The sequence below is a fragment of the Pseudomonas sp. CP4 genome, from assembly GCF_047758505.1.
GTDB lineage: Bacteria > Pseudomonadota > Gammaproteobacteria > Pseudomonadales > Pseudomonadaceae > Aquipseudomonas > Aquipseudomonas fluorescens_AO.
Genome location: NZ_CP180489.1, coordinates 5,207,193 through 5,231,192 on the forward strand (window position 1 = coordinate 5,207,193; position 24,000 = coordinate 5,231,192).

At 60.3% G+C, this 24,000-nt stretch carries 26 protein-coding genes; 11 read left to right on the forward strand and 15 right to left on the reverse strand.

Going from position 1 to position 24,000, the window contains the following annotated elements; all coding sequences use genetic code 11:
• Nucleotides 1-111: 111 nt before the first annotated feature.
• The 3 genes from ACMYUN_RS23495 (at nucleotide 112) to ACMYUN_RS23505 (ending at nucleotide 1,741) form a co-directional block, all read left to right on the forward strand.
• A complete protein-coding gene (locus ACMYUN_RS23495; protein WP_039759867.1) occupies nucleotides 112-348 on the forward strand; it encodes a glutaredoxin family protein in 237 nt (78 codons plus the stop codon).
• Between the two features lie 114 nt (nucleotides 349-462).
• Nucleotides 463-780: a hypothetical protein gene (locus tag ACMYUN_RS23500; protein WP_016770837.1), complete on the forward strand. Its 318-nt coding sequence runs from the start codon at nucleotides 463-465 to the stop codon at nucleotides 778-780.
• 70 nt (nucleotides 781-850) lie between these two features.
• A complete protein-coding gene (locus ACMYUN_RS23505; protein WP_039759865.1) occupies nucleotides 851-1,741 on the forward strand; it encodes a pseudouridine synthase in 891 nt (296 codons plus the stop codon).
• Between the two features lie 82 nt (nucleotides 1,742-1,823).
• Here ACMYUN_RS23505 and ACMYUN_RS23510 read toward each other — a convergent pair whose 3' ends face one another.
• Both ACMYUN_RS23510 and mobA read right to left on the reverse strand, forming a co-directional pair.
• On the reverse strand, nucleotides 1,824-2,045 hold the full coding sequence (locus tag ACMYUN_RS23510; protein ID WP_016770600.1) for a YgdI/YgdR family lipoprotein: 222 nt from the start codon (nucleotides 2,043-2,045) through the stop codon (nucleotides 1,824-1,826).
• A 78-nt stretch (nucleotides 2,046-2,123) separates the two neighbouring features.
• The gene (gene mobA / locus ACMYUN_RS23515; protein ID WP_415761895.1) at nucleotides 2,124-2,726 is read right to left on the reverse strand and encodes a molybdenum cofactor guanylyltransferase MobA; all 603 of its coding nucleotides are present in this window, start codon (nucleotides 2,724-2,726) and stop codon (nucleotides 2,124-2,126) included.
• Between the two features lie 81 nt (nucleotides 2,727-2,807).
• On the opposite strand from mobA, the gene moaB reads away from it, so the two are divergent.
• Complete coding sequence (gene moaB, locus ACMYUN_RS23520) at nucleotides 2,808-3,347, forward strand: molybdenum cofactor biosynthesis protein B (RefSeq protein ID WP_016770598.1); 540 nt, start codon at nucleotides 2,808-2,810, stop codon at nucleotides 3,345-3,347.
• Entirely contained in the window at nucleotides 3,331-4,557 is a 1,227-nt protein-coding gene (gene glp, locus ACMYUN_RS23525) for a gephyrin-like molybdotransferase Glp (protein ID WP_415761896.1), read from the forward strand. The genes moaB and glp overlap by 17 nt, the downstream gene beginning before the upstream one ends.
• 59 nt (nucleotides 4,558-4,616) lie before the next feature.
• Here glp and ACMYUN_RS23530 read toward each other — a convergent pair whose 3' ends face one another.
• Nucleotides 4,617-4,925: a hypothetical protein gene (locus ACMYUN_RS23530; RefSeq protein ID WP_200890468.1), complete on the reverse strand. Its 309-nt coding sequence runs from the start codon at nucleotides 4,923-4,925 to the stop codon at nucleotides 4,617-4,619.
• 315 nt (nucleotides 4,926-5,240) lie between these two features.
• Here ACMYUN_RS23530 and yegS point away from each other — a divergent pair, with 315 nt between their 5' ends.
• A complete protein-coding gene (gene yegS, locus ACMYUN_RS23535; protein WP_039759859.1) occupies nucleotides 5,241-6,158 on the forward strand; it encodes a lipid kinase YegS in 918 nt (305 codons plus the stop codon).
• Here yegS and ACMYUN_RS23540 read toward each other — a convergent pair.
• The 3 genes from ACMYUN_RS23540 to ACMYUN_RS23550 all read right to left on the reverse strand — a co-directional run bounded on the left by ACMYUN_RS23540 (nucleotide 6,142) and on the right by ACMYUN_RS23550 (nucleotide 8,623).
• Entirely contained in the window at nucleotides 6,142-6,801 is a 660-nt protein-coding gene (locus tag ACMYUN_RS23540) for a response regulator transcription factor (RefSeq protein WP_039759857.1), read from the reverse strand. The two genes, yegS and ACMYUN_RS23540, sit on opposite strands and share 17 nt — an antisense overlap.
• Complete coding sequence (locus ACMYUN_RS23545) at nucleotides 6,798-7,691, reverse strand: sensor histidine kinase (protein ID WP_129997698.1); 894 nt, start codon at nucleotides 7,689-7,691, stop codon at nucleotides 6,798-6,800. The genes ACMYUN_RS23540 and ACMYUN_RS23545 overlap by 4 nt, the downstream gene beginning before the upstream one ends.
• 461 nt (nucleotides 7,692-8,152) lie before the next feature.
• Nucleotides 8,153-8,623 (reverse strand): hypothetical protein, encoded by a 471-nt coding sequence (locus ACMYUN_RS23550; RefSeq protein ID WP_415761897.1) that lies wholly within the window; start codon nucleotides 8,621-8,623, stop codon nucleotides 8,153-8,155.
• Between the two features lie 454 nt (nucleotides 8,624-9,077).
• Here ACMYUN_RS23550 and ACMYUN_RS23555 point away from each other — a divergent pair, with 454 nt between their 5' ends.
• Both ACMYUN_RS23555 and ACMYUN_RS23560 read left to right on the forward strand, forming a co-directional pair.
• On the forward strand, nucleotides 9,078-10,013 hold the full coding sequence (locus tag ACMYUN_RS23555; protein ID WP_016770829.1) for a chemotaxis protein CheV: 936 nt from the start codon (nucleotides 9,078-9,080) through the stop codon (nucleotides 10,011-10,013).
• Nucleotides 10,014-10,205: 192 nt separating this feature from the next.
• A complete protein-coding gene (locus tag ACMYUN_RS23560; protein WP_415761898.1) occupies nucleotides 10,206-11,012 on the forward strand; it encodes an MOSC domain-containing protein in 807 nt (268 codons plus the stop codon).
• Between the two features lie 72 nt (nucleotides 11,013-11,084).
• On the opposite strand, the gene ACMYUN_RS23565 is transcribed toward ACMYUN_RS23560, so the two are convergent.
• The 8 genes from ACMYUN_RS23565 to ACMYUN_RS23600 form a co-directional block, all read right to left on the reverse strand.
• Complete coding sequence (locus tag ACMYUN_RS23565) at nucleotides 11,085-11,369, reverse strand: pyrimidine/purine nucleoside phosphorylase (RefSeq protein WP_415761899.1); 285 nt, start codon at nucleotides 11,367-11,369, stop codon at nucleotides 11,085-11,087.
• A 71-nt stretch (nucleotides 11,370-11,440) separates the two neighbouring features.
• Nucleotides 11,441-11,983 carry an exonuclease domain-containing protein gene (locus ACMYUN_RS23570; RefSeq protein WP_256809690.1) on the reverse strand — a complete coding sequence of 181 codons (543 nt, stop codon included), beginning with the start codon at nucleotides 11,981-11,983 and terminating at the stop codon, nucleotides 11,441-11,443.
• A gap of 70 nt (nucleotides 11,984-12,053) precedes the next feature.
• Nucleotides 12,054-14,015: an acetyl/propionyl/methylcrotonyl-CoA carboxylase subunit alpha gene (locus ACMYUN_RS23575; RefSeq protein ID WP_415761900.1), complete on the reverse strand. Its 1,962-nt coding sequence runs from the start codon at nucleotides 14,013-14,015 to the stop codon at nucleotides 12,054-12,056.
• Nucleotides 14,016-14,133: 118 nt separating this feature from the next.
• Nucleotides 14,134-14,931 carry an enoyl-CoA hydratase/isomerase family protein gene (locus ACMYUN_RS23580; RefSeq protein ID WP_415761901.1) on the reverse strand — a complete coding sequence of 266 codons (798 nt, stop codon included), beginning with the start codon at nucleotides 14,929-14,931 and terminating at the stop codon, nucleotides 14,134-14,136.
• Nucleotides 14,928-16,085: a citronellyl-CoA dehydrogenase gene (atuD, locus tag ACMYUN_RS23585; RefSeq protein WP_039759842.1), complete on the reverse strand. Its 1,158-nt coding sequence runs from the start codon at nucleotides 16,083-16,085 to the stop codon at nucleotides 14,928-14,930. Before atuD ends, ACMYUN_RS23580 begins: the two co-directional genes overlap by 4 nt.
• Before the next feature lie 30 nt (nucleotides 16,086-16,115).
• Complete coding sequence (atuC, locus tag ACMYUN_RS23590) at nucleotides 16,116-17,732, reverse strand: geranyl-CoA carboxylase subunit beta (protein ID WP_415761902.1); 1,617 nt, start codon at nucleotides 17,730-17,732, stop codon at nucleotides 16,116-16,118.
• A 3-nt stretch (nucleotides 17,733-17,735) separates the two neighbouring features.
• Nucleotides 17,736-18,620 (reverse strand): SDR family oxidoreductase, encoded by an 885-nt coding sequence (locus ACMYUN_RS23595; protein WP_310405819.1) that lies wholly within the window; start codon nucleotides 18,618-18,620, stop codon nucleotides 17,736-17,738.
• Between the two features lie 12 nt (nucleotides 18,621-18,632).
• Nucleotides 18,633-20,417: an acyclic terpene utilization AtuA family protein gene (locus tag ACMYUN_RS23600; RefSeq protein ID WP_415761903.1), complete on the reverse strand. Its 1,785-nt coding sequence runs from the start codon at nucleotides 20,415-20,417 to the stop codon at nucleotides 18,633-18,635.
• A gap of 184 nt (nucleotides 20,418-20,601) precedes the next feature.
• Between ACMYUN_RS23600 and ACMYUN_RS23605 the strand changes: the two genes are divergently transcribed.
• From ACMYUN_RS23605 to ACMYUN_RS23615, 3 genes are all read left to right on the forward strand, one after another.
• Nucleotides 20,602-21,225, forward strand: a complete 624-nt coding sequence (locus tag ACMYUN_RS23605) for a TetR/AcrR family transcriptional regulator (protein WP_039759835.1) — start codon at nucleotides 20,602-20,604, stop codon at nucleotides 21,223-21,225.
• Nucleotides 21,226-21,319: 94 nt separating this feature from the next.
• On the forward strand, nucleotides 21,320-22,117 hold the full coding sequence (locus ACMYUN_RS23610) for a substrate-binding periplasmic protein (RefSeq protein ID WP_415761904.1): 798 nt from the start codon (nucleotides 21,320-21,322) through the stop codon (nucleotides 22,115-22,117).
• 85 nt (nucleotides 22,118-22,202) lie between these two features.
• Entirely contained in the window at nucleotides 22,203-23,216 is a 1,014-nt protein-coding gene (locus tag ACMYUN_RS23615; protein ID WP_415761906.1) for a GNAT family N-acetyltransferase, read from the forward strand.
• 134 nt (nucleotides 23,217-23,350) lie between these two features.
• Here the strand turns inward: ACMYUN_RS23615 and ACMYUN_RS23620 are convergent, their stop codons facing one another.
• The gene (locus tag ACMYUN_RS23620; RefSeq protein WP_039759828.1) at nucleotides 23,351-23,905 is read right to left on the reverse strand and encodes an RNA polymerase factor sigma-70; all 555 of its coding nucleotides are present in this window, start codon (nucleotides 23,903-23,905) and stop codon (nucleotides 23,351-23,353) included.
• Nucleotides 23,906-24,000 lie beyond the last annotated feature (95 nt).

Below are 24,000 nucleotides of genomic sequence, written 5' to 3' on the forward strand. Positions count from 1 at the left end.
TTTGCGTCAGGATTTTGCGCCGGCAGGGTTATGTCCTTCGGGCGGCGGTGGGTCGACGAGTATTCGGGGCCGTCCTAGAATGGGCTCACTTGTTTTTCCGGTAACGCCGTCATGCCTCCAGAATGTCAGCTGTTCGGCACCCTTGGGTGCCACCTGTGTGAAGTTGCCGAAGCCGAGCTGATGCCCTTCGTCGAGCACGGTCTGCTGGTGGAACTGGTGGACATTGCCGAAGACGAATCGTGGTTCGAAAAGTACAGCTTGCGCATTCCGGTACTGCGACGCATCGACACCGGCGCGGAGCTGGACTGGCCTTTCAGTGCCGACCAGGTGGTGGCGTTTTTAGGTTGACGAGGTTGTGCCTTGATGCCTCCGCTGGTCGCGGCAACCCATCCTTGCGTTGGCACTCGCTGGCTTCTTCGGTTACTGTATGTTCATACAGCAATCGAGTCAGAGGGATGAACCGTGGTCAATGTCGAACAGTTGAAGAGCAGCGTTAACCGGATGTCGGTCGACGTGGTGCGCGAGGCGGTCCTCGAATTGCGCCTGGACGGGCTGGTCACGGAAGGCAAGACGCCATTCAACAAGCTGCATTTCAATACCTGCTTTGCCGAAATCGAAGCCCTTTTTCAACGCGCTGGTTATCACAAGCAGCTGGATGTGGTGGGTTATCAGGGGTTGCTGTATGCCTTGTACGACCCGGGGCGTTGGGAAGCGGTCGATGTGTTGCGCTGGCTGAAGGAGTTCACCGAAGCGGCGGCCCTCAAATCGATTCCAGCCTGATCAAACTGCGCTAGGTCGCTTTGCCTCACTGTTGGATAATGCCGGCCTGCATTGAGGATTTCTGTTTCGTATGACCAGCCCCGTATTTTCCGCTGCGCACAATCAGGCCAGCACCTTGTATTTGCCGCCCGGTCCCTGGCTGACGGTACTCGATTGTCTCTGCGAGCACTTCAGTGCCATCGGCCGCGAACAGTGGCTCGACCGGATTGCTCGCGGACGGGTGCTGGATGCGCAGGGCCAGCCAATTGCCCTGGACTTGCCGTACAAGGAAGGGCTGCGCATTCATTACTTTCGTGAGGTGCCGGACGAAAAGCCGATCCCGGTGCTCGAGTCGATTCTCTATGCCGATGAACACTTGGTGGTGGCCGACAAACCTCACTTTCTGCCAGTCACCCCGGCCGGGGAATATGTCGAACAAACCCTGCTGCGGCGTCTCATCCATCGGCTGGACAATCCGCATCTGGTGCCGCTGCACCGCATCGATCGGCACACCGCAGGGTTGGTGATCTTCTCGGCGAATCCGCAAACCCGTTCCGCCTATCAGTCGTTGTTCCCGACGCGGCAGATCGACAAGCGCTACGAAGCGATTGCCCCGGCGCTGCCTGAGCTAAATTTCCCGTTGGTGCACAAGAGCCGGTTAGTCGATGGCGAGCCATTCTTCCGCATGCAGGAAGGGCCTGGGGTCAGCAATACCGAAACGGCAGTGGAGGTCCGCGAGAAAAATGGCGATCTGTGGCGCTATGGCCTGTTTCCCGTGACCGGCAAGAAGCATCAGCTGCGTGTGCACATGACGGCTTTGGGCGCGAGTATCTGCAACGATCCGTTTTATCCGACCGTGTTGAAAGATGTCGTGGACGACTACGCCAATCCGTTGAAGCTGCTCGCGCAAGGGCTGCGCTTCGTGGATCCGGTGACGGGCGAGGCGCGAGAGTTCGAGAGTCAAATCACTTTGCAGTGGTGAAGCTGAACCCGTTTTTCGAGCGCCCATGAAAAAGCCCGCATGACAATGCGGGCTTTTCTGTATCCGGTATCGATCCGCAGCCTTACAGCTCTTTAACGGTACGAACCTGATCCTTGTTGATGCGGGTTTCTTTGCCGTCCAGCTGCTGGAACTCGTAGAAGCCCGAATCATCATCGTATTTCGGGGTGTCGACGGCCTGGATTTCGCGACCGTCATTCAAGGTGATCACTGTCGGCGAGGAGCAACCGGCGAGGGTTGCCAGGCCCAGTGCGAGCATGAAAGTGGCGAGGGTCCGTTGAGTCATGAGTGTGTCTCCGAATGGGAAATCTTCTGGTTACTGAGCTTGAGACGTAAACAAGGCGCGAGAGTTCCTTGGATAGTGTCAGTCTGACACAGTGTTGTGCAGATGTAACAATTCGGGGGTGTTGAGGTTGGCCAGTCGCGGGTCGTTGTCAGGGCATTGCAATGCGACGGCGTCGAGACTGCGCATCACTCGGCCGGGGCTGCGTTCGCTTGCATTCCAGGCGGCTTCGAATGCGGGCAACAGCGCCACGGGGATCACGCACAGCAGTGGTTCCCAGTGCTCGCCATGGCGCAGCATTAAAGGTTTTTCACGTTGCTGATTGGCAGTCGTCAGCATGTCCTCGAGCAAGGCCTTGTCGATTCGCGGCACATCACACGGCGACACCAGCAAATGCGCATGACGCGCCGCTTTCAGCCCTGCACGAATACCGGCCAATGGGCCCGGAAAGTCGCCCTCGTCATCCATGACCAGTTGATCGGCAAAAGCGGCATAGCGCTCGCGATTGCGGTTACACGAGATAATGAGATCGTCGGTCAGCGGCCGCACCTTGCGCTGCAAATGCGCGATCAAAGGTTCGCCCTGCCATTCGATGAGCCCCTTGTCCTGGCTGCCCATGCGCTGGCCGCGTCCACCGGCCAAAAGCAGGACGGAGCAGGGTGGCAATAGGCTGTTCAACGGCATGACGACTCTCCGGAGGGGCGGCAGAAAAATGAGTCGCTGTGATATAACACCGGGCTGTTTCCCCTACAACTGGAAGAGCCTATGAAAGCCAAGGCTGATGTACCTTTCGTGCCGCTCAATATTGCGGTGCTGACTGTCAGCGACACCCGGACGCTGGAAACCGATACTTCCGGCCAGGTCTTCGTCGATCGCTTGATCGCGGCCGGCCACGCGCTGGCCGAGCGCGTTTTGCTTAAAGATGATCTGTATAAAATTCGCGCGCAAGTCGCCAACTGGATTGCCGACGATGTGGTTCAGGTTGTGTTGATCACTGGCGGCACCGGCTTCACCGGGCGTGACAGCACACCGGAAGCGGTGGCGTGCCTGCTCGACAAACAGGTCGACGGATTCGGCGAGCTGTTCCGCCAGATCTCTGTCGCCGATATCGGCACTTCCACCGTGCAGTCCCGTGCCCTGGCAGGTCTGGCCAACGGCACGCTGGTGTGCTGCCTGCCGGGTTCGACCAATGCGGTACGCACCGGCTGGGATGGCATCCTCGCAGAGCAACTGGACGCTCGTCATCGTCCGTGCAACTTCGTCACGCATCTGAAGCAGGCGGCACCTTGTGAATCCCGTGGGTAAGCCGGGCAAGAGCGGCAGTTTGCTGCCCGTCGAAACGGCGCTCGAGCGCTTGCTGGCAATGGCCGATGCTTCGCGGATTGTCGAGCGCGAGCACTTGCCGCTGGCTCAAGTCGAAGGGCGGGTGCTGGCTGAAGATCTGATCTCGACGCTGGACCTGCCGCCGTGGCCCAACAGTGCCATGGACGGCTATGCCTTGAATCTGGCTGACTGGAAGGGTGAGCCGTTGCCGGTTAGCCAAAAAGTCTTTGCCGGGCAGTCGCCGCAACCCTTGGAGCCAGGCACTTGCGCTCGCATCTTTACCGGGGCGCCGCTGCCGCCCGGCGCCGACTGTGTCGAGATGCAGGAAAACGCCGACGTTCAGGCCGACGCAAGAGTGCGCTTCCTCGAGCCGTTGAAAGCCGGACAGAACATTCGTCCGCAGGGCCAGGAAACCACGGTCGGTGAACTGGTCCTGCAGGCAGGCACCCGATTGGGGCCGATCGAGCAGGGCCTGGCTGCATCATTGGGCTGCGCCGGCCTCAACGTCGTGCGTAAGCCGCGCGTGGCGGTTCTGTCCACCGGAGACGAGCTGGTTGAACCCGGTCAGGCGTTGGGTCCGGGCCAGATCTACAACAGCAACCGGGTGCTTTTGTGCAGTTGGCTGCAGCGTCTGGGTTGTGAAGTCATCGATGGCGGAATCCTCCCGGACGATCTTCCCGCCACGCGGGCCCGGCTGGGCGAGCTGCAGAATGTCGATCTGATTCTGTCCACCGGCGGTGTCTCGGTCGGTGAAGCGGATTTTCTTGGCATTGCCTTGCGTGAAGAAGGCGAACTGGCCTTGTGGAAGCTGGCCATCAAACCGGGGAAACCGTTGACGTTTGGTCATTTCCGCAACGTGCCGGTGATCGGCCTGCCCGGAAATCCCGCGTCGACGCTGGTGACGTTCGCCTTGCTCACGCGCCCTTATCTGTTGCGACGCCTGGGCGTGCAAGCCGTCGAGCCGCTCAAGTTTGCAGTGCCCGCAGGCTTTGTCTGGCCGGTGGCCGGAAATCGTCGCGAGTATTTGCGCGGACGTATCGACCAAGGGCGGGCAATCATTTATCGCAACCAGAGCTCGGGGGTGTTGCGCAGCGCAGCGTGGGCCGACGGATTGGTCGAAGTCCGGGAAGGCCGCACGCTGAGCGAGGGCGATGAAGTGAGCTTCATTCCCCTCAGTGACCTGCTGGGGTAACCCGTCTTGCCCATGCACGCGTCGGCTGGTAAGCACGGCGCGTGCAACAATTGATTCGGTCAGTTGCTGATGAGTGACACCAACTGGTCGAATCGGCTGTTGGCCACCCATCCCAGCAGTCCGAGGATGACAGCGGTTGCACCCGCCGAATACGCCAGACGATGTTTTATCGTCCGCACATCATTGAGTACTTCATCCATGTCGCGGCGCATGTATTTGAAGTGGGTTTCCAGCTCGCTGACGCGGGGCTCCATATCAAACTCTCCACTGGTCTTGGCGCTGTTACAGAATTCTGGTTTTTTGCTGGTACGGCTTTCGGCGAGAGCGGCGACCGGGCTCACCGGTGCCTTGGTTTCATGGTTGCGCATGGAAATACTCGCTGATCGTAGCAACTGCACGCTTGCTGGTTTTTCCATTGCTCGATTCATGGAAATGAATCGCGGGGTATCCGTTCATTACCTGCACATCCTTGTGTTGTTGGGTTGAAAGTTGATGCTGCCGGCACACGGTGACCCAAGGGGCGGGCGGGGTCAATTAAGCCGATTCCTCTTGTTTCGTAAGAAAAAATACCGCTGTGTAGGACGCTGGTTGTTGGAAGAGGAATTAATTGCCATCTCCGTGGCTTTTTTAAGGCGCACAGTGGTCAAGATGTTTCAATCGATTTCAATTCTTGGAGTGACGTTATGAGTGAACGCCGGGCACTGCTGATCCTGCATGGCAAACAGGCACTCAACGAGGATGTCCGCGCCGCCGTCGAAGCCAGGCGCGAGCAAGGCTGGGAGCTGGCTGTCCGGGTGACCTGGGAGGCCGGCGACGCCCAGCGTCTGGTCGAAGAGGCGCTGGCAGCGGGTTACACGAAAATCATTGCAGGCGGCGGCGACGGTACCTTGCGCGATATTGCCGAAGCGCTGGCGCAGCATCCGCAAAAAGCCAGTCTTGTCCTGCTACCGCTGGGCACTGCCAACGATTTTTCCCGCGCCGCCGGCATTTCGCTGGAGCCGGCGCAGGCGCTGGATTTGCTCGACGTCGAGCCTTCGGATATCGATCTGGGCGAAGTGGGCGGGCAGATTTTCCTGAACATGGCGACGGGTGGATTTGGCAGTCAGGTCACCGCCAATACGTCGGAAGACCTGAAAAAAGTCTTGGGTGGCGCTGCGTACCTGTTCACCGGCCTGACCCGGTTCAGTGAGCTGCATGCCGCTTACGGTGAGTTGCAGGGGCCGGATTTTCATTGGCAGGGTGAACTGCTCGCGCTGGGAATCGGCAACGGAAGGCAGGCGGGTGGCGGCCATGTGCTGTGCCCCGAGGCGCGAGTCGACGATGGTTTGCTGGATATCAGCATTCTGCCGGCACCGCAGGAGCTGGTCGGGACGCTGAAGAATCTGCTGAGCGAGGGCTTCGGTCTCGACAGCATGTTTGTGCGGGCTCGCTTGCCGTGGGTCGAGATCAAGGTTGCCGAAGGGTTGAGCATCAATCTCGATGGCGAGCCGCTGGAAGGCGACAGTCTGCGTTTTGTCGCCAAACCTGCCGCGTTGCAGGTGCACTTGCCAAAGGACTCGCCGTTATTGGGCCAACAGCCGTCAATCAGTCATCAAGGCTGATGATCTGCTCACGCACGGCGAACAGCACCAGACCCGCCACGTCGTAGATTTGCAGGCGCTTCATGATCTGCGCGCGATGGGTTTCAACGGTCTTGACGCTCAGGCCCAGACCGTTGGCGATTTCCCGTGTGGACTTGCCTCGTACGATCAGCCTGAGGATCTCTAACTGGCGCGCCGTCAGATTGTGCGAATCGGCGATGTCCGGCTGGCTTTTCTGGCTACGGGTCAGCGCCTGATTGATCACGGTATGAGCAATGGCCGGGCTGAGGTAGCGTTCGTTGTTGCGCAGGGCCTCCAGCGCGTGCTCAAGCTCAGTGGCCGTTGTGTCCTTGAGCAGATAACCATGGGCGCCGGACTCCAGCGCCTGCATGATCAGCGCCGGATCGGTGTGCATCGACAGGATCAGAACCTTGCTCTGCGGGCGCACGCGCTTGAGGCGTTGCAGCGCTTCCAGGCCACCGGTTTCTCTCATCGAGATGTCCAGCAATACGATATCGGGGCTCAATTGCTCGACCATTTCAAGCAATTGCGAACCATCACTGGCTTCGCCGATTACCGCGTAACCGGGAATATCCAGTACCAGAGCGCGCACGCCGGCTCTGATCAGCGAGTGGTCATCCACCAGAAGTAAGTTACAAGTCAACGCATAACCTTATTCGTACTGGCCCGTTCGAGCGACCGAGGCGCCCATGGGAAAAGTGCTTCGATTCTTGTGCCTTTGCCCGGCTCGCTTATAACACTCAATGTGCCGCCCAACTGTTCGATACGCTCGGCCATTCCGGCCATGCCGCGTTGGCCTTCTCTGGCCGGATCGGCTGCCGGGGTGAAACCGAGACCGTCATCGCTGATCAACAAAGTCAGACCTTGCGGCAGACGCTGTACCTGAATCAACAGGTTTTTCGCCTGTGCGTGCCGCAGGATGTTGGTTACGGCTTCCTGGGCGATGCGAAACGCCGCGACGGCCATTTCCTCGGGAATGCCATTGAGTCGTTGCTGACAGTCGAGGCTCCAGTTCACCGGCGTGTTGGCGAGTGTCTTGAGCAAATGTGCACGCAGGCTGGCTTCAAGGCCCAGGCTGGTCAATTGGCGCGGATTGAGAATGGCCGAGACGTCACGCACTTTGTTCAGGGTTTCATCCAGCGTGTCGCAAAGTACCGTGCACTGCTCCTGCAGTTCTTCCGGCAGGCGACGTTTGAGCCAGTCACTTTGCAGCTTGGCGGCGGTAAGCAACTGGCCGATATCGTCGTGCAATTCACGGCTGAGGCGGTGGCGCTCGTTTTCCTGCACTTGCAACAGGCGGTCAGCCAGTTCTTGCGGCTGAAACTTGATCGACTTGCGCGACAAGCGATATTGCACCCAGACGCAAGCGGTGGCGGCGACGTCGAGAGCCAACAACCCCAGCGGAATGTGCGCGGAGAAAAGATAAGCCAACAGACTGCCAAGGGTCGCCAGAACACACATGACGAGTGTGAAGCGCCGGGCATTTTCCCGCGAAGGCGGCCATGTGGTGAGTGACTTGAAACTGGCGTACATAACGGATGGAGCCAATGGATGTTCGCTGCGGGCAGACCGGCCGGTGGCTGGCGGATCTCTGTGTGAAAATACTGTCAATTATGTTACTGATTCAAACTGCATTTGTTGAGCAATCATTGACTGGCAATAACATTGCTGAGCAAAGGCTGGAGTCAGTGTGCCATTAACGGCAGGCAACTAGCCGGCGGCATAATACCACTTAACATACCGTCGGTCGCGGTTGCTATATATGTCCATTCAGTCAGGAAGTATCGGTTTGTGGACGTAAGTTCCATATTGGAAAAAGCTGGAATTGTTGTAGTTCGGCCACTTTGACGGGCCGGGAAGTGTCGCTGGGTGACACAGGGAAAACCCTGATGGCGGCACTTGGAAATTAGCCGTTGGTCGGGCTGATTATTTGATCCGGGTTGTCGCTGGCAGGTATGAACTATTCAATTACGACAATATCGCGGCCTGTCTTATCAAGCCTGCCGCGCTGCTGGGGAGGGTGGCAGCAAACGTTTGCTCATCGTCTTCGGCTCAAATGTGTCCTGACCCATTTGCGCGGCGAACGCTTCCAGCAAAGCTGTTTGCTCGCTTTCATCAAGGCTCAGCTGTCCGGTCTTGTGATCCACCAGCTCCAGTTGCCATGCCATCAAGGTGAAACAGTCTCGTAATGCATCAAGCGCCTGGTCGTGCAGGTCGACATGATCCTGCGTCAGATTCAGCAGACTATAGATATGCAGGGAAAACTCGGAGATTGCTTCCAGTGCCAACGCTTCGGCGCGGCCTGCCAACTTCAGCAGAGTGCCGAGCATACAGTCGATGGCATCCTTGTCATTGCTGATCAATTGCAGATGGTTCAGGCATTCTTCGGACTTGGCGAGAAGCGATTCGGCCTCGACCAGAAATTCGGGGAAGCGTTGCGCCCAGTCTTTGCGGTCGATTGGCATGTTTATATCCACCACGTCGTGTTGGTTGACGGATGGCCGGGTGTGGCGACGATCGTGGATCGTCGGCAGATCGCGCCCGGTCGTGCAAGTACACGGGCCGAGAGGTTCCAGAGGGTGGGTTGCCACTGAATTGCGATCGCACACAATAGCCTGACTCCGTTCATGCAATGAGAATGGCGTCACAGTAATGGCTATTGGAAATGGCGAATATCAGGTTGGGCCTGATTGATCCTAGGGGAATCCCTTAGGCGCGGGAACCTAACGTGCAAACCGAGGTCGCGCCGCAATGAATCTAGCAGATGAAATCACGAATGCCAGTAAAGCATGATGTCAGTGTGACATCAATGGTCGTTTGTGGCATTTTTACTTACGGGCTTTACAGCAATCAAGATTAGCTGAATGCAGCCGATAAACCCCCATAGTGAATTCATCAGAACAAGCCCAGGAGTCATTGATGGCCGGCATTCTCGACACGGTAGACCAACGCACGCAACTGGTGGGTGAGAATCGCCTGGAAATCCTCATGTTTCGCCTGGCCGGACGCCAGTTGTTCGCGATCAACGTGTTCAAGGTTCAGGAAGTACTGCAACTGCCGAAGCTGACCCTGATGCCGCAGCGTCATCCCTTTGTCTGCGGCGTGGTCAACCTGCGCGGTCAGACATTGCCGGTGATCGACCTGTCCCAGGCAATCGGCATGCGCCCACTGGTGCCGGGCCCGAACAGCACGATCATCGTCACCGAGTACAACCGTTCGGTGCAGGCCTTCCTCGTCGGCGGCGTCGACCGCATCGTCAACATGAACTGGGAAGCCATTCTGCCGCCGCCGACCAGTGCCGGCCGCCAGCATTATCTGACCGCGATCAGCAAGGTCGACGATCAACTGGTCGAGATCATCGACGTAGAGAAAGTCCTCGCTGAAATCGTCCCTTACAACGCCAAGGTTTCACGCGAGAAACTCGACGACCCGGTACTCGAGCGCGCCCGTGGCCGCGAAGTGCTGCTGGTGGACGACTCCAACGTAGCGCTTTCGCAATTGCGCGATACCCTCGGCCAGCTCGGGGTGAAAATGCACATTGCCAGTGACGGTCTGAAAGCCTTGAACATGCTCAAGGCCTGGGCCGATACCGGCGTGCACATGACTGACAAACTGCTGATGATTTTCACCGACGCGGAAATGCCGGAAATGGATGGCTATCGCCTGACCACGGAAATCCGCAACGATCCGCGCCTGCGTGGGTTGTATGTCGTGCTGCACACCTCGTTGTCGGGCAGCTTCAACGACTCGATGGTGAAGAAGGTCGGTTGCGACAACTTCCTCTCCAAATTCCAGCCGGACAAACTGGTCGACGTGGTGCGCCAGCGTCTGATGCTCGACGCCGTGCCGGCCTGAAACACGCACATCTTGCTTCCTGTGGGAGCGAGCCTGCTCGCGAAAGCGCAGGGTCGGAGACATTGATGGCGAATGTGCCGGCCTGTTCGCGAGCAGGCTCGCTCCCACGGGGATTGTGTTTAAACCCCAGACGGCTTTGATTCGGTATTGAAGCTCGTATAGGGTGGCGTTTTTCCATCAAGGAAGCTGGCCATGCTGCGTCTGAGCGCGCTTTATCGTTACCCGTTGAAATCCGGCAAGGGCGAACTCCTGCAAAGCATCGAGCTGGACAAGCTGGGCCTGGCAGGCGACCGCCGCTGGATGCTGGTGGACGAGGCCAGCGGGCGCTTTCTGACCCAGCGTGCCGAAGCGAAGATGAGTCAGTTGTCGGCCTTGTGCAATGCCAGCGGCGGTCTGACCCTGAGCGCTCCGGAGCACGGCTCGATCGAAATTCCTTTGCCTGATGCAGACGGCGAGCTGCGCGGTGTGACGATCTGGCGCGACACCCTGCGGGTGCCGGACGCCGGTGATCAAGCCGCGCGTTTCGTCAGCGACTTCCTCGGCAAGCCCACGCGTCTGGTGCAAATGCCGCTCGAGCGGGCACGCACCACGCAGTCGGGTTTCGGCAAGGACGACGATCAAGTGGCGTTCGCCGACGGTTATCCATTGCTGCTGATCGGCGAAGCCTCGCGGCAGGCGCTCTCGGAAACGGTAGGGCGAGAGCTGGAAATGCTGCGCTTCCGTCCGAATCTGGTCATCGAGGGCAGCGCCCCTTACGCCGAGGACAACTGGAAGCGTCTTCGCATCGGCGACATCGAATTCCGCGTGGTCAAGCCGTGCGCGCGTTGCATCATGACCACCGTCGACCCGCAAACCGGTGAGCGCAGCCCTGATCGCGAGCCGTTCGCGACGCTGCAGAAACACCGCAGCACCGCTGACGGCGCGATGTTCGGGCAGAATCTGGTCAATGACGGCAACGGCCGCCTGGAAGTCGGCATGCCGGTGGAAATTCTCGAATAGGTTGTCGCTGCAACGAAAAATGCCCGGGTCTTTTGGACGCGGGCATTTTTTTGCGCTGTGAAACCGGCGGGATCAGCCGCGGTATTCGCACAGGTAAGCGGTATCGACGGCGACCTTCAGCTGGAACTTGCTGTTGGCCGGGACGTTGAACTGGCTGCCAGCGGCGAAGGTTTCCCAGTCGCTGCTGTCTGGCAGTTTGACGCTCAGCGCGCCGGACACCACGTGCATGATCTCGCGCTGGCTGGTGCCGAATTCGTATTCGCCCGGGGCCATGACGCCAATGGTCGCCGAACCTTCAGCGGTGCCAAAGGCGATCGACTTGACGGTGCCGTCGAAGTACTCGTTGACTTTAAACATGGGCGGATTCCTCGAAAAGGGCTTAAAAGGGGGCGGCCAGTATGCACAAGGCTTTTCGTGCCGTCACGCGTCTAAAGCGGCAGCACCAGCGGCAATAACCGTGCGGTATTGCGGGCATCTTCCAGCGCGCGATGTTGTTGGCCGTTGAACTGCATGCCCGCCAGTTGCAACGCGCCATTGAGCCCCAGCGGTCGTTCCAGGCGGCGGGCCTTGGCGAAGCGTTGTTTGAGGTTCATGTGCGGGACTTTGCTCAGGCCGCTGTCGATGTTCAGGCGCTGCCACTCCTGCAGTAACTGCTGGCGATCGTAACCGCCCCAACTGGCCCAGCCTTCAAGGCGAGCCTGATGCTGCGCCAGCCAGCGCTCAAAGGCTGGCCAGACCTCGCTCAGCGGCTGCGCCGAATCGATGTTGGCCTGGGTGATGTGCGTCAGCTCCCGACAGAACGACGTCAGCAATGGACGGCGGGTCGGTTTGACGAAGCGCTGGAAATGATCCTGCTCGCGCCCGGCGCGGTCGACCAGGGTCGCACCGATCTCGATAATTTCCATTTCCGTGACCGGCCAGCCACCTTCGTCTGTGGTGGCTTCCAGATCTATGACCAGCCAATGGGGCATCGCAGGGTTCCTGATTTCCGCGTTCTGATTTATCAGAGCGTAGTCAAACCCCGCACTTGTGCCCGGGCGACTACTCGACCTGCAACAGAACCTGACGATTTTTTACCTGATCGCCGACCTTCACTTGCACCCGTTTGAGCACGCCATCGATGCCGGCCTTCAACGGATGCTCCATTTTCATTGCCTCCAGTACCACCAGTAATTGACCCTTGCTGACCGTACTGCCTTCGCTGACCAGCACGTCGACAATGGCACCGTCCATCGGTGCTTTCAGGGTGCCGGAGGCGACGCTCGTCTGACTGCCGATCGGCGCATGAGTTCGATCCTCCAGGCGCAGGCTGCCCGGATGAGTGAACAGCCACAGCTGCCCATCGTGCAGACGATAGGCATGGCGCTGGCGCAGGCCGTCGACCTCCATGGTCACCGACTGGGTGGTGTGCTCGATGATTTTCAACTCCAGCGTGCGTTCGCCGACCTGCACGACATATTCACCGGATCTGCGCGCCAGCATCGACAGCGTCCAGTCCTGTTCGTCCCTGCCGAGTCGATAGTGCAGCGGCACACTGGCGTGGTTGCGCCAGCCATGCAGCGGGGCGCGATGGGGCAGGGCGCTGGCCTGATAAAACAACACCACGGCGATCGCCAGTTGCTTCGCCGTCGGCACATGAGCGTTGAGACTGGCGTGGCTGGAAAAGTGTTGCTGGATGAACGCTGTGCTGAAGTCGCCGCTGATGAATTGCGGATGTTGCAGCAGGCCTTCGAGCAAGCGCTGATTGCTCTGCACGCCAAGCAGCACGGTGTCCTGCACCGCACGCAACAGCTTGCGCCGCGCCTCTTCACGAGTGGCGCCGTGGGCGATCAGTTTGCCCAGCATCGGATCGTAGAACGGGCTGACCGACTGACCTTCAAGCAGGCCGTGATCAATCCGCGCACCGTGCGCCAGCGCTGGCTGCCATGCCACAACGCGGCCGGTTTGCGGGAGAAAATCCGCTGCCGGATCTTCAGCGTAGAGGCGCACTTCCATGGCGTGACCGTCGAGGCGGATCTGCTCTTGGGTCAGCGGTAGCGGCTGGCCTTCGGCGACCAGCAACTGCCAGGCGACGAGGTCTTGCCCAGTGATCATTTCCGTTACCGGGTGTTCGACCTGCAGTCGGGTGTTCATCTCCAGGAAGTAGAACTGCCCGCGCGCGTCGAGCAGGAACTCCACGGTGCCGGCGCCGACATAATTCACCGCACGCCCGGCCTTGAGCGCCGCCTCGCCCATGGCCTGACGCAGCTCGGCGGTCATCACCGGGCACGGTGCTTCTTCGACGACTTTCTGATGGCGGCGCTGGATCGAGCAATCGCGTTCGCCGAGATAGACCAGATGGCCGTGCTGGTCGCCGAACAGTTGCACTTCGACGTGACGCGGTTCGATCACTGCCCGCTCGAGAATCAACTCGTCGCTACCGAAACCGTTCATTGCTTCGGAGCGCGCGGTGCGCAGTTGCGCCGCCAGTTCGCTGGCCTCGTGCACCAGGCGCATGCCACGTCCACCACCACCGGCACTGGCCTTGATCATCAGCGGATAGCCGATGCGCTCGGCCTCGGCCAGCAAGGTCGCGTCGTCCTGCGCTGCGCCTTGATAGCCGGCGATGCACGGCACGCCCGCGTCAAGCATGGCGATTTTCGACAGGCGCTTGCTGCCCATCAGTTCGATCGCTTCGACGCTGGGGCCGATGAAAATCAGCCCGGCTTCGGCGCAGGCGCGGGCGAAATCGGCGTTTTCCGAGAGGAAGCCGTAGCCGGGATGAATGGCATCGGCGCCGCTGCGGCAGGCGGCGTCGAGGATCGCCGCAATGTTGAGGTAGGACTGCTGCACCGGCGCCGGGCCGATACGCACGGCTTGGTCGGCCATTTGCACGTGTAGCGCATCGGCGTCGGCGTCGCTGAAAACGGCGACGGTGCGATAACCCAGCGCCTGCGCCGTGCGCTGGATGCGGCAGGCGATTTCACCGCGGTTGGCGATCAGGATTTTGTGGAGGGTGGGCATGGTGGGGTTCCTGAGATGATAGCGGTGAATGGGATGGCCGCATCGCTGGCAAGCCAGCTCCCACAGGTTATTTGAGCAAATGAGAATCCGTGTGGGAGCGGGCTTGCTCGCGAAGCTTTTAGCTGACCCACCGAGGGTTACGTTTCTGCATAAAAGCCATGGTCCCCTCGATTCCTTCGTCTCCGGTCACCGCCGCGCTGAACCACTGCGCCGCCTCATCAAGCAAGTCACTCGACGGCTGTCCGGCACTCGCCAGCAACAACTTTTTCGTCACCGCATTCGCTTCCGGTGCGCAGCGCAGCACCTGTTGCAACACCTCATCCAGTCGCTCGGCCAACGCTTGCGCATCCTGTTCAACGAAATGCACCAGCCCTACTCGCTGCGCCTCAGCGCCATCGAAACGCGCCGCCGTCAGCGCGAGCCGGCGGGTTTCGGTCAAGCCGATCCGTTGCACCACAAACGGTGCGATTTGCGCCGGGATCAGGCCGAGGCTGGTTTCCGGCAAACCGAACTGCGCCTGGTGATCGGCCAGGGCGATATCGCTGACGCAGGCCAGACCGAAGCCGCCGCCGAGGACGGCGCCTTGCAGCACAGTGATCAGCACTTGTGGTGTGTGTTGGGCTTGTTCCAGTAACGCACCGAACGCCCGGTTCAACTCACGGTAAGCCTCCGCCCCCTGAGCCCGTGCATTGGCCATGTCCTTGATGTCGCCGCCGGCGCAAAAATGCCCGCCGGCACCGCTGAGCACCAAGGCCCGCACTGTGCGGTCATCGCGTATCGCCGCCAGCACTGCGCGCAGTTCGGCGACCATTTGCAGGCTCATCGCGTTGCGGCTGTCCGGGCGGTTGAGGGTGATGTGCAGCACGCCGCCATGCAGTTCCAGCAACAGCGTCTGGCAATCGGGCAGGCGGCTCATTTCTTTTTCCCGGGCAGGATGCCCATCAGTTTGCAGATGATGCCCAGCATGATTTCGTCGGCGCCGCCGCCAATCGACACCAGACGCACATCGCGATAGGCGCGGGCCACCGGGTTGTCCCACATGAAGCCCATGCCGCCCCAATATTGCAGGCAGCTGTCGCTGACTTCACGGCCGAGGCGTCCGGCCTTGAGCTTGGCCATCGACGCCAGTCGGGTGACGTCCTGACCTTTGATGTACTGCTCGGTGGCCTGATAGACCAGCGCGCGCAGGCATTCGATTTCGGTCTGCAATTCGGCCAGGCGGAAGTGAATCACCTGGTTGTCGATCAGCGCGTTGCCGAAGGTCTTGCGCTCCTTGCAGTACTCGATGGTGCTGTCGATGCAATATTCCAGGCCCTTGATCATGTTCGCCGCGCCGAACAGGCGTTCCTCCTGGAACTGCAGCATCTGCATCATGAACCCGGCGCCTTCGTGGCCGATGCGATTGCGCTGCGGCACGCGCACGTTGTCGAAGAACACCTGCGCGGTTTCCGAGCTGCGCATGCCGAGTTTGTCCAGGTGCGAGCTGAGGCTGATGCCCGGGGTGGTCATCGGCACCATGATCAGCGACTTGTTGATGTGCGGCTTGTCGTCCGACGTGTTGGCCAGCAGGCAGATGAAATCGGCGCTCGGCGAGTTGGTGATCCACATTTTGCTGCCGTTGATCACGTAGTCGTCGCCGTCCTTGCGCGCCGTGGTTTTCAGCCCGGCAACATCGGAGCCGGCGCCGACTTCGGAAACGCCGATGCAGCCGACCTGCTCGCCCGTGATCGCCGGCCGGAGGAACTCTTCGCGCAGTTCATCGGAGCCGAAGCGGGCGAGGGCCGGGGTGCACATGTCGGTCTGTACGCCGATCGACATCGGAATCCCGCCGCAATGAATGGTGCCGAACTCTTCGGCGGCGACAATCGAATAGCTGTAGTCGAGGCCCATGCCGCCGAATTTTTCCGGCTTGGAAATGCCCAGCAGGCCCAGCTCGCCGGCCTTGCGGAAAATCTCGTGGATCGGAAAGCGCCCGGCCTTTTCCCATTCTTCGACGTGCGGGTTGATCTCGTGCGTGACGAACTGGCGGACGGTGCGGCGCAGGGCTTCGTGTTCCGGGGTGAAGATCATTGTTGTTGTTCTCCGTAGGATCCGTGGCGGTCAGAAGCGGCTGACGCCGAAGCTGTTGGGTTGCAGCGTACGCCGGTCGGCTTCGTGGCAGATATCCAGCAAGTAGCCAAGCAGGGTGCGGGTGTCGCGCGGGTCGATCAGGCCGTCGTCCCACAGGTTGGCGCTGCCGTACAGGGCGGTGGATTGGCTGTCGAGTTTCTGCGCGGTCATCTGTTCGAGCATGTCGAGCATTTTCGGATCGGGCTCGATGCCGTCCTTCAGCTGTTTGGCCTCAGTGACGATGCGCAAGACCTTGCCGGCCTGCGCGCCACCCATCACTGCCGTTCGGCTGTTGGGCCAGGCGAAGATGAAGCGCGGATCGAGCCCGCGTCCGCACATCGCATAATTGCCGGCGCCGTAGGAACCGCCGACGACGATGGTCAGTTTAGGCACCCGTGCATTGGCCACCGCCTGGATCAGTTTCGAGCCGTGCTTGATCACGCCTTGCTGCTCCGATTCGGTGCCGACCATGAACCCCGTGGTGTTGTGGAAAAACAGCAGCGGCGTCTGGCTCTGGTCGCACAGCTGGATGAACTGCGCCGCCTTGCTCGCACCTTGCGGGGTGATCGGGCCGTTGTTGCCGATGAAGCCGCAGGCGCGGCCCTGGATTTTCAGTTGGCCGCAAAGGGTTTGCTGATCGAACTCGCCTTTGAATTCGAGAAAGTCCGACTCATCGGCGATCCTCGCGATGATTTCGCGCACGTCGTAGGGCTTTTTCGCATCGTCGGGGATCAGCCCCAGCAGTTCGTCGATGGGGTAGAGCGGTTCCTTGTATTGCGGCTCCGGCAGCCAGGGCAGCTGTTCGTTCCACGGCAGCATGCGCATGATGTCGCGGACCTGACGGATGCCGTCAGCATCGTTTTCAGCGAGATATTCGGCAGTGCCGGCGACCTGCGCGTGCATCTCGGCGCCACCGAGTTCTTCATCGGTGGCCACTTCGCCGGTCGCGGCTTTGAGCAACGGTGGGCCAGCGAGAAACAGCTTGGCCTTGCCGCGCACCACCACCACGTAATCCGACAAGCCCGGTTGATAGGCGCCGCCCGCCGTGGCCGAGCCGTGCACCACGGTGATCTGCGGCAAACCCATCGCTGACATGCGCGCCTGGTTGGCGAAACTGCGCGCGCCTTCGACAAAAATCTCCGCCGCGTAGTTGAGGTTGGCGCCGCCGCTTTCGGCGAGGGTGATCATCGGCAGTTTGTTTTCCCGGGCGATCTGTTGCAGGCGCAGGGATTTTTTCAGGCCGCTCGGCGAGATCGTGCCGCCCTTGATTGCGCTGTTGTTGGCGACCACCATCGCGCGGATGCCGCAGACATAACCGATGCCGGCAATCAGCCCGCCACCGGCCGAACTGCCGTCCTTGTCGTCATGCAACTTGTAGCCGGCGAGGCTGGCCAGTTCGAGGAACGGCGCGCCGGGGTCGAGTAACAGATTCAGGCGCTCGCGGGGCAACAGTTGCCCGCGTTTGCTGAATTTGTCTTTGGCTTCGGCGGCCTTGTTCAGCAGGTTCTGTTCAAGCTGCTGCACCTGCTCGATGGCGGCAAGCATGGCCGCGCGGTTGCGCGCGAACGCTTCGCTGTGCGGGTCGAGTTGCGACTGGATCTGCGCCATGGCTTATTCCTTGTCCTTGAGCGCGTCGGGACGCAACACTTCTGGTAAATAGGCGCGGTGAAAACCATTGAACGATTCGCTGTGGCTGGCCTTGTGCAGCGGCCAGGCGCGACTGCCGAGGCTGGCGGCGCCGTCGATTTTCACTGTGGTGCCACTGATGAACGCTGCCGCCGGGCTGAGCAGAAACACGATCGCCGCACTGACTTCCGATTCGGTGCCGATACGCTTGAGCGGCACGTGCTCGCGCAGGGTCGGGATCACCGCTTTGAACGCGCCTTCGTAAGTGTCCATGCCACTGGAGGCGATCCAGCCCGGCGCCACGGCGTTGACCCGCACTCCGGCATAACCCCACTCGAACGCGGCAGTCTTGGTGAAGTTGTCCATGCCCGAACGCGCCGCGCCCGAGTGGCCCATGCCGGGCATGCCGCCCCACATGTCGGCGAGCATGTTGACGATGCTGCCGCCGTGTTTGCTCATCGACTGGTTGAACACTTCCCGGGCCATGAGGAAACCGCCGACCAGATTGGTGCGCAGCACGGTTTCAAAACCCTTCTGATTGATCGAGGCCAAGGGCGACGGATACTGGCCGCCGGCATTGTTGACCAGACCGTGGATCGGCCCGTGTTCGACGATCAGCTCTTTGACCAATTGTTTGACCGCTTCTTCATCGCGGATATCGCAGGCCTTCCAGTGCGCGCGGCCGCCGTCCTCGGCGATTTCGGCGGCGACCTTTTCGAGTTTTTCCGGCTTGCGCCCGACCAGCAGCACATTGGCGCCAAGGGCCGCCAGTTCATGGGCGGTGCAGCGACCGATGCCGCTCCCGCCGCCGGTGACAATCAGGTTCTGGCCGCTGAACAGATCGGCGCGAAAAATCGACGCGTAAGCCATGCACACCATCCTCTAGTCGAGCTGTTCGGCGATGCTCTGCGGCACCGGAATCTGGATTTCCAATAGTTGTTGAGCGAAGGCCTTGCCCTGCGGATCGATGCGCAGACTGGCGACACCGCCACCGCCGAGGGCGTTTTCCAAGAGAAAGTTGAGGCTGTGGCTGCCGGGCAGATACCAGCGTTCGACACGCCCGAGAAGTGGATCGAGGACGTGACGCATCCAGTCGACCACCACCGAAGTGGTCAGCGCTTCGGCGATCCACGGCAGGTAATCGGGATGGCGCGGCATCACGCCGATGTTGCTGTGGTTGCCCTTGTCGCCGGAGCGCGCCACCGCCAGTTTCACCAGCGGCACACTGGCATCGGCGCGGCCCTGGGGTTTGGATGGCTGATGGGCGATCGGCAAATCTGCGCTGTCGAGGGCCACCGGGTCGGGCAGGGCGCACGGATGGCGCTCACCGGCCATGTCGATTTGCAGGGCGCAGGCGCTTTTATCGACGAGGAACGAGAACAAGCGGATGACTGGGTACACGGTCGGACGTCCGCCGACAATGCCGGTCAGACCCGGCGCCATACCGGTCGCGGCCTGGGCGATCTCTTTGGAAAACAGCACCAGCGCGCGTTTGTCAGGATGGCGCACGGCGATCTTGATCACCACTTCACGGCTGTCGCGGCGTTGGCCGTGGGGGCCGTAGGTGGCTTCGCTGCCGAGCAGTTCGACATGGGTTTCGCTATAGGGCGCCCAGCCGCGCAGGCTGAACATCTCGGCGGTCTTGTCGATGATCGCCTGACTGACACGCCGCGCCTTGTCTACCGCGTCGATGCCGGCCATCAGGCAACTCGCCGTACAGCGAAAACCGTCCGGGTACGTGGCGCTGACCTTGTATTTATCGCTGGGCGGCAGGCCTTTGGCACCGTGCACCTGCACGATATTTATGCCTTGTTGCTGAAGTTTGACCTGAGTGAAATCGCAGATCACATCGGGTAACAGATAGGCCTGCGGATCGCCGATTTCGTAGAGCATCTGCTCGCCGACGGTCAGCGGCGTGACCAGGCCGCCGGAGCCTTCGGGTTTGCTGACGAGGAACTGGCCGTCGGCGCTGACCTCGACGATCGGAAAACCGATGTGCTCGTAATCCGGCACCTCGCGCCAGTCGGTGAAATTACCGCCGGTGCACTGCGCGCCGCATTCGATGATGTGTCCGGCCAGCGCGGCCTGGGCGAGTTTGTCGTAGTCGTGCCACGACCAGCCGAATTCATGGACCAGCGCCGCGCTGACCACGGCGCTGTCGACCACCCGGCCAGTGATGACGATGTCGGCACCCAGGCGCAACGCTTCGACAATTCCTGGCGCGCCGAGGTAAGCGTTGGTCGATACGCACATTCGCGGCAGTGGAGCGCCGCTGAACATTTCGCGGATATCGGCGGGGTTTTTGAGCTGTCCTTGCAGGTCATCGCCGAGCAATACGGCAATCTTCAGCGGGACCCCAGCCTGGTCGCAGGCCGCTTGCAGGGCCGCCGCGCAAGCCTGCGGATTGACCCCGCCGGCGTTGCTGATCACGCGGATCTTCTGTTCAGCCAGTTGCGTCAGCAGCGGCGCCAGCACTTCAACGAAGTCGCTGGCGAACCCGGCCTGCGGGTCTTTCAGGCGCGCGCCTGCCATCAGCGACAGGGTGATCTCGGCGAGGTAATCGAACACCAGATAGTCGAGGTTTCCCCCCGTGACAAGCTGGGCGGCAGCGGTGGAGGTGTCGCCCCAGAAGGCACTGGCGCAGCCGATACGCACGGTGTTTGGCATTTTTATCTCCGACTCAGGGCCCTGCGACAGAAGTGTTTGGAGGCTACCAAGCAAGCGCTTGGTTTGTAAACAGGAGAAACATTCTTCTGCCCAAGCGCTTGCTTGGTGCCCGCGCGCGGCTTAAATTGCGCGCAACCCTGCGGTTACAGGGGGCAACACACTGATCGACTGTAGGAGAGAACGGGTGGACGAGCAAAAAGCCCTGCGGGTCATGCGCGAACTGGTCGAGCAAGGCCAGTTGACCGACCCGGACAGCGCCCGTGGCAAATTGCTGCAAGTGGCGGCTCACCTGTTTCGCAACAAAGGCTACGAGCGCACCACGGTGCGTGATCTGGCCAGCGCTGTGGGCATTCAGTCGGGCAGTATTTTTCATCACTTCAAAAGCAAGGATGAAATCCTTCGCGCAGTGATGGAGGAGACCATCCGCTACAACACCGCGTTGATGCGCGCAGCCCTGGCCGAGGCAAGCGACGTGCGCGACAAGGTGCTGGCGCTGATTCGTTGCGAGTTGCAGTCGATCATGGGCGGCAGCGGCGAAGCGATGGCGGTGCTGGTGTACGAATGGCGCTCGTTGTCCGAAGATGGCCAGGCTAAAGTCCTGGCTTTGCGTGACGTTTACGAAGACATCTGGCTGCAGGTTCTGGGCGAGGCCAAGGACGCCGGCTACATTCGCGGCGACGTTTTTATTACCCGACGTTTCCTCACCGGCGCACTGTCCTGGACCACCACCTGGTTCCGTGCTGGCGGCAGTTTGAGTCTCGATCAACTCGCCGACGAAGCGCTGATTCTGGTCCTCGAAGCACGTTGAATAGCCGTCTGGTTCGGGCGGGAAACTGGCTAACTCGGCGAAACCGCCTAGCTTGAATGCATTGATCGCTATTTTTTTCGGGGAGTGGGGTGTTTTGAAGTCTTCGCCAATTCGGACAGCCGCCGGGCTGATGCTCGCTGCGCTGGCTGCGTTATGGGTATTGCCCGCTCAGTCAGCGCAATTGGTCCGGGTCGGCGCCGCGCATTTCCCGCCCTATACGATTCGCCCGGAAAACGGCGCCGACACCGGCCTGTTGCCGCAATTGGTCGAGGCGCTGAACCGCTCACAGAGCGAGTATCAGTTCGTCCTGGTGCCGACGTCGATCCCGCGCCGTTTCGGGGATTTCAAGCAGGGCCGTATCGACATGGCGATCTTTGAAAACCCTGAATGGGGCTGGAAGGACATTCCTCACGATGACGTCGACATGGGCTTGGAAGACGCCGAGATTTTCGTCGCCCAGCGCGAGGATGGCCGCCAGCAGAACTACTTTTCCAGCCTCTCAGGCAAGCGCTTGGCGCTGTTCAGCGGCTATCACTACGAATTCGCCAACTTCAACGCCGACCCGAAATACCTCGCGAAAAACTACAACGCCACGCTGACCTATTCCCATGACAGCAACCTGCTGATGGTGCTGCGCGGGCGCGCCGACATTGCCCTGGTGACGCGTTCCTATCTGTTCGACTACCTGCTGCGCAACGAAAAGGTCCGCGATGCGCTTCTGGCCTCCCAGCGTACCGATCAGATCTATCACCATTACGCGATTCTGCGGCCAAGCGCTCCGATCAGCGGCGAAGCCTTCGGCAATCTGTTGCAGCGTTTGCGCGACAACGGCGAGTTATTGAAGATTTTCGAGCCGTACAGGATTGCCGTGGTGCCGGTGCCGCATCACTGAAGCGCTGTTTTCGTCCCGCGCTTAAATTTCCCTTCCCGGCTCACGTCACTTCGTTGAACTGTCGACGATTACGTGAGCCCGACCCATGTCCCATCTGAACGACCTGACTGCTTTGGCGTTGCCCTCAGGCAGTCAATTAAACGCTGATGCTACCGAGAGCCGACTGAGCCTGAGGCTGGACGGGCAACCGTTGATTCGGCTGCGCCTGGACCGCGAGGGCAAAGGCCCGATCCAGCTCGATGAGCGTTTTGCCCTGCCGCCCGGGCAGGCCTTGTGGGCCGCCTGCTATTGGTTGTTCGCCCGCGATCCGGCGTGTCAGCAATTGACCTGGCAACTCGATCAGCCGCCGACCGAGGCGTTGCTCAGCGGTTTGCTGATTAATACCGATGTCGCCGGCGAATATCGCTGCGAGCGCACGCTGTTCTGGCAACTGCCGCAGCCGTGGCTGGGCACTTCACTGACCGGCAGCTATCCGCAGCAAATGGTCATCAGCCAGGGCAAGCGCCACCCGCTGCGACCGGTGAAACCGCGCGGTGAAGTCTATCGGCGTTTCGATGCGCGGCTTGGCGCATGGGTTTCCTTGCGTACGCTGGAAATCGAAGAAGATCTGTCGCGCTTCAATCGCTGGCAGAACAGCCCGCGCGTGGCGAGTTTCTGGCAGGAGGAGGGCAGCCTTGAGCAGCATCGCGAGTACCTCAACAAGCTCGATGCCGATCCGCACACGCTGACGCTGATCGGCTGTTTCGATGATCAGCCGTTCGCCTATTTCGAAGCCTACTGGGCCAAGGAAGATCGCATCGCGCCGTTCTACGATGCCGGCGATTACGACCGTGGCATTCACATGCTGGTCGGTGAGGAAAGTCATCGCGGCCCGCACAAAGTCGCGAGCTGGTTATCGGCGCTGGTGCATTACCTGTTTCTCGATGATCCGCGCACCCAGCGCGTGGTTGCCGAGCCGCGTGCCGACAACGCGAAGATGATCGGGCATATGCACAACCAATGTTTTCACTGCGAGAAGGAATTCGATTTTCCGCACAAGCGCGCGGCGCTGATGATTCTGGGGCGGGAGCGGTTTTTTGATCGGTGCAGCTTGGCCTGATGCGTTCGGCCTCGGTATTGCGTTGAGTCTGAGGCCGCTTTCGCGAGCAGGCTCGCTCCCACTGGATTTGTGTTGTTGTTCAAACCCTGTGGGAGCGAGCCTGCTCGCGAATGGCTTGACGCAAAATCCGGATCCTAACGACGACCCGCGATCACCGCATCCCGCCGATTGCCCGAGACCTTGCGGCAGTGCACCAGCGCATCACGAATCATGAAGTTGACCAGGGTGGGCGATACGCCCAGTTCCTTGGCGATGTCTTTCTGCGGTACGCCGTGCAAGCGGTACATCTCGAAGGCATAACGGGTGCGGCTGGGCAGCTCGGTCAGCGCATCGGCGATGTGTTCGAGGGTTGAGAAGTTGATGTGCGAAGTTTCCGGCGAAGCGCCCTGAATCACCACGTTCAAGCCTTCCTCTTCCGGGCCTGAGTATTTCTGTTCGAGCGCCTGCTTGCGGTAATGATCGATGGCGAGGTTGCGCACGATCTGGAACAGGTAGCTCAGCTGAGCCTTGATCGACGACGTGATCGGCGGCGCCGATTGCAGTCGGAAAAACGCATCCTGCACCACGTCTTCGGCGCGAGACCTGCAGCCGGTAATGCGCGCTGCAATCTTGACCAGAATCAGTCGATTGTCGACGAATGCCTGAAGTAGCGGTGAATCGCACCTGCTTGTGGATACTTGTTCCGTCATGGAAATCACCTTGCTGCCAATAGGTTAGTGGGAGGGCCTCGGGGGATGGCGCCGTCCTACACATCGAGCGACAAATTATGTTGAATGATAATGAT